The 5263-nt window shown below is 61.3% G+C and carries 3 protein-coding genes; 1 reads left to right on the top strand and 2 read right to left on the bottom strand.

The genetic code is table 11. The features are described from left to right. Window positions 1-142 precede the first annotated feature (142 nt). Entirely contained in the window at window positions 143-1930 is a 1788-nt protein-coding gene (locus ACE04F_RS12045) for a bifunctional diguanylate cyclase/phosphodiesterase (protein WP_486106936.1), read from the bottom strand. A 130-nt stretch (window positions 1931-2060) separates the two neighbouring features. Beyond that, window positions 2061-4139: a carboxy terminal-processing peptidase gene (locus ACE04F_RS12050; protein WP_486106992.1), complete on the bottom strand. Its 2079-nt coding sequence runs from the start codon at window positions 4137-4139 to the stop codon at window positions 2061-2063. A 142-nt stretch (window positions 4140-4281) separates the two neighbouring features. On the opposite strand from ACE04F_RS12050, the gene ACE04F_RS12055 reads away from it, so the two are divergent. Beyond that, window positions 4282-5244 (top strand): NAD(P)H-quinone oxidoreductase, encoded by a 963-nt coding sequence (locus ACE04F_RS12055; protein WP_486106938.1) that lies wholly within the window; start codon window positions 4282-4284, stop codon window positions 5242-5244. Window positions 5245-5263 lie beyond the last annotated feature (19 nt).

Below are 5263 nucleotides of genomic sequence, written 5' to 3' on the forward strand. Positions count from 1 at the left end.
CCCCAAGCCAGCCCGCTCGATCAACCAGGCACACCGAGGCGCTGTTAAAAGGGGCTGCTACGCAGCCCAGCGGGAGCAAGCTCCCTCGCCCCGGGACGATCACCTCTCACAGCGTGATTGCCACCCACCGGTCAACTGAAGCTCACAGCGAAAACCCCAGTTCCGCGACGGGCGCCTGCTCAACCAGCCCGTTAATCAGATACAAACTCCCCCCGACGATCTCCTTGGCATGGTGCTTGGCCTGCGAAGCCATCTCCGCCAGCTGACTGGCGTCCAGCTCTGCGCAGGCCTCGGCGCGCAGGTACACGACCCCGATCGACAACGACAGCAAGGCAAAGTCCTGCCGTATGCCCTGTCGGTTCAACGCGGTAAAACATCCGGCTTCCAGATGCTCGGGCCGGTAGAAGCGGCGGCAGTGGTTCTGGAAGTCGCTCAGCAATTGGGTCAGGCGCTTGCGCCAGTCGTCCGGGCCGAGCACCAGCAGAAAGTCGTCGCCGCCGATGTGGCCGACGAAGTCGCGGCTGGGGTCGATGCGTTCGTTCAGGCATTGAGCCAGGCACAGCAAGACTTCGTCACCGCGACCGTAGCCGTAGATGTCGTTGAAGGGTTTGAAACTGTCGATGTCGACGTAGCAGATCACCGACTCCTGGCGCTGTTGCAGCAGGCGCGTAAGGCACTGCTGGATGGGCACGTTGCCCGGCAGCAGAGTCAGCGGGTTGGCGTAGCGCGCCTGTTGGATCTTCAGTTCGGTGATGAGCTTGAGCACGTCGATCACCCGGCCCAGGCCCAGGTAGCCGCCGTTGAGGGTAATGATGAAGTCTTCTTCGATGCGCTGGCGGGCGCGGCTGGTGATGAGGCGGCTGACTTGTTGCAGTGACTGGCTCAGTTCAACCGCGAGGAAATCGTCGCTCATCAGGCGGCTGATGGGTTTGCGGGCGAACAGGTCGGTGGCGAAAGGCTTTAGCAGCGCATCCGAGAGCGAATGACGATGGACGATGCCACACGGTTGGTCCCGGTCGTCCAGCACCGCCAGGGAATTGAGGTTGGCCTGGCGCCGGAACGCTTCCAGTACTGCTGCCGTCGGTGTGTCGTGGGCGACCGCCGGTTGTTCGTTGAGCAGCGCAGTGAGGTCGTTGACTTCATCGCCCAACGGCACCACGCCGTGGTCCTGGCGGGGCATCAACGCCTTGGCATCCTGGGGCGGATGCTCCTGGGGCCGGGCGAGCAGATAGCCCTGGACCAGATCGACGCCCATTTCGATCAGTACGGCCAGCTCTTCCGGCAGTTCGATCCCTTCGGCGATCACCTGGGCCCGGGATGCCTGGGCGATCTTGAGAATGGAACCGACGAATTCACGCTTGAGTGCGTCCTGGTGAATGCCATCGATGAAATGCCGGTCGATCTTCACATAGTCTGGTCGCAATTCGGACCACAGCCGCAAGCTTGAATACCCGGCACCAAGGTCATCCAGGGCAATGGAAAAACCCATGGCTCGATAGTGATGCAGGGCGGTTTGCAGCAGCTGGAAATCATCGATAGGCGTTTGTTCGGTCAGTTCGATGACGACCTGGCTGGGCGGGATGCCGAAGTCCTGCAACAGCTGCAGGGTGCGGCCGGTCTGGTGGGCCGATTCGAGCAGCGATTCTGGCGAGACGTTGAGGAACAGTTTGCCCGGCAGCTTCTGTTCGTTGAAGCGCTGGCAGGCGCTGCGTCGGCAGGCCAGCTCCAGTTCGCTGAGGCGTCCGGCCTGGCGCGCCACGGAAAGAAGGGCGATGGGCGAATGCAGCGGGCTGTTCGACGGGCCGCGGGTCAGGGCCTCGTAGCCCAGGATGCGTCTTTCGGAAAGACAGATGATCGGTTGGAACAGGCTGTGCAAACCGCTTTGACTCAAAATCGAGTTCAAGGCACTCAGCTGTTCTGTCGTGGTCATGGCGATCTCTGGCGATAAAAAAAGGACTGGGCGCAACCCCTGCTGGGGTGCGCCCGGTCCTGTATTTCACGACAGACTGATGTCAGTTTGATGACACTCCGACGAGCGCCACCATTAAAAGGCCATCACCTCAATGTTTGGCGACCGCCGTATTGAGCTTGAGGTAATCGAGCAGGATCCGACCGGTTTCGCTCAGGTAGGCGTCGTCTTCCGGCTTGGTTTTTTCCGGCTCGGTGATCAGGTCTTCGTCTTCCTTCTTCAGCTCTTTGAGCGGCTCTTCGCCCTTGGCCTTTCGGCGCAGGTTTTCCATCGCCAGTTGCTTGGCGTCGATGTCGGCATGTTGCGCGCGGCGCTCGGCTTCGTTGAGGGTGACGGTTTTTTCCATCATCAACTTCTGCGCCAGGGCCAGCTTGTCACGAATGAACACGAATTCCGCGTCCTGGGCGGTGCGGGCGTCATGCTCGGATTTCAGCTGGGCCAGGTACGGCTTGAACGGGTCCACGGCCGGCTTGATTGCGGGCCGGATGGTGTCCCACGGCATGGCTTCGGGCAGGGCGCTCTCACCGATTTCCTTGGTGTCGATGATCGACGGGTAGTCGATGTCAGGCAATACGCCCTGGTGCTGGGTGCTCTGCCCGGAAACCCGGTAGAACTTAGCCAGGGTCAGCTTCAGTTCGCCATGGTTCAGCGGCTGGATGGTCTGCACGGTGCCTTTGCCGAAGGTCTGGCCACCGATGATCAGCGCGCGGTGGTAGTCCTGCATGGCGCCGGCAAAAATCTCCGATGCCGAGGCCGACAGGCGATTGACCAGCAAGGCCATTGGCCCCTTGTAGAACGCGCCAGGGTTTTCGTCTTCGAGCACATCGACCCGGCCATCAGCGTTACGCACGAGCACGGTCGGGCCTTTGTCGATGAACAGGCTGGTCAGTTCGGTGGCTTCCTGCAACGAGCCGCCGCCGTTGTTGCGCAAGTCGATGACCACGCCGTCGACCTTTTCCTTCTGCAGTTCGGTCAGCAGTTTCTTGACGTCGCGCGTGGTGCTCTTGTAGTTCGGATCCCCGGCGCGGAAAGCCTTGAAGTCCAGGTAGAAGGCCGGGATCTCGATGATGCCGAGCTTGTAGTCCTTGCCGTCCTGCTTGAGCTGGAGGACCGATTTTTTCGCGGCCTGTTCTTCCAGCTTCACTGCTTCACGGGTGATGGACACGACTTTGCTGGTCTGGTCGTTCGGCGCATTGCTGGCCGGAATGACTTCCAGGCGGACCACCGAACCTTTCGGACCGCGGATCAGCTTGACCACTTCGTCCAGGCGCCAGCCGACCACGTCGACCATTTCCTTGTTGCCTTGGGCCACGCCGATGATCTTGTCCGCCGGGGCGACCTGCTTGGTCTTGTCGGCAGGGCCGGCCGGCACCAGGCGCACGATCTTGACCTGATCGTTGTCGCTCTGCAGCACCGCGCCGATGCCTTCCAGGGACAGGCTCATGTTGATGTCGAAGTTTTCCGCGTTATCCGGCGACAGATAATTGGTGTGCGGGTCGTAGGACATCGCGAAGGTATTGATATAGGCCTGAAAGACGTCCTCGGCGCGGGTCTGGTCCAGGCGCGCCAGTTGATTCTTGTAGCGCTTGGTCAGGGTTTCCTGGATCTGCTTGGGATCCTTGCCGGCGATCTTCATGCGCAACACTTCGTCCTTGACGCGTTTGCGCCACAGGTCGTCGAGTTCGGCGGTGCTCTTGAGCCATGCGGCGTCCTTGCGGTCGACCAGCAAGGTTTCCTTGGCATTGAAGTCGATCTTGTCGACGCCCTTGTTCAACTCGGCAAGGGCGTAGTCCAGGCGCGCCTTGACGCGGTCCAGGTAGCGCTTGTAGATAATGAACCCGGCGTTGAGGTCGCCGCTCTTGAGGAAGTCGTCGAACTGGGTCTTCCACTTGTCGAACTCGGCGATGTCGCTGGCCAGGAAATAACTGCGCGACGGATCAAGCAGCTTCAGGTAGCTGTCATAGATGATGACCGAACGCGCGTCATCGAGTGGCGGCTTGCTGTAGTGATGGCGCTTGAGCAACTCAACCACGTTAAGGCTGGCGATCACCTCGTCGCGATCGGGCTGAAGCTTGTCCCAGCTGTTGGCGGCGAACGCAGTGTTCGAGAGCGCTGAAGCGCCAAGGCCAATGAAGAGGGCAAGTGCAGTGCTGGGAAAAAAGTGCTTCATGCTGATTCGACGCAGGGACAATTGATCACGCATATTAGGCCGTCTTTGAAGTCGCCGGTTCCATGTGGCCCGGGCGCATAATGCAAGAAAGCCCGGCGTTGTTACAGCAGCGGGCCCAGTCGAGACTCACTATGGAGGCACCGTGAAAGCATTGCAAGGCGTTGAAGGCCAAGTGGTATGGGCAGAAGAGCCAAGTCCGGCGTGTGATGCCGGGCAAGTTCGCATCCGTGTGGCGGCCGCCGGCCTGAATCGGGCCGATTTGCTGCAGAAAGCCGGGCATTATCCACCGCCGCCCGGCGCCAGCCAGGTGCTGGGGCTGGAATGTTCCGGGGTGATCAGTGAAGTCGGGCCGGGCTCGTCCTGGCAGGTCGGCGACCGGGTTTGCGCCTTGCTGGCCGGCGGCGCAATGGCCGAGGAAGTGGTGGTCGATGGTCGGCATGTATTGCCCGTGCCGGAAGGTCTGTCGTTGGCCGAAGCGGCCGCGCTGCCTGAGGTCTACGCCACCGCGTGGCTGAATCTGTTCCAGCTGGCCGGGCTCAGGCCGGGAGAAAAAGTGCTGCTGCACGCAGGCGCCAGCGGCGTCGGTTCGGCCGCGATCCAGCTGTGCAAGGCATTCGGCAACCCGTGCTGGGTCAGCGTCGGTTCGGCCGAGCGGCTGGCCTATTGCGAAGCGCTCGGGGCCCAGGGCGGCGTGGTACGCACCGACGACATCAACAGCCTGAACGACTTCGGGCCGTTCGACGTGATCCTCGATCCGGTCGGCGCCAACTACGCCAGCCTCAACGTGAAACTTTTGTCAGTTGACGGGCGCTGGGTATTGATCGGGGTCATGGGCGGGCGGACCACCGAACTTGATCTGGCCCAGGTATTGGGCAAGCGAATCCAGTTGCTGGGTTCGACGTTGCGCAGTCGCGACGATCAGTTCAAGGCTGACCTGATCAGCGAGCTGGGGCGGCAAGTGTGGCCGTTGTTCGCCGACAAGCGCCTGAGTCCGCAATTGGCCAAGACATTTGCGATCAGCGATGCCGAGGCGGCGTTTGCCGAGCTGGGGACCAATCAGGTGTCCGGGAAACTGGTCCTGGTGGTCGATGACAGCCTGAGCTGATACAGACCCTGTGGGAGCG

It is taken from the genome of Pseudomonas sp. AGC41 (assembly GCF_057334555.1).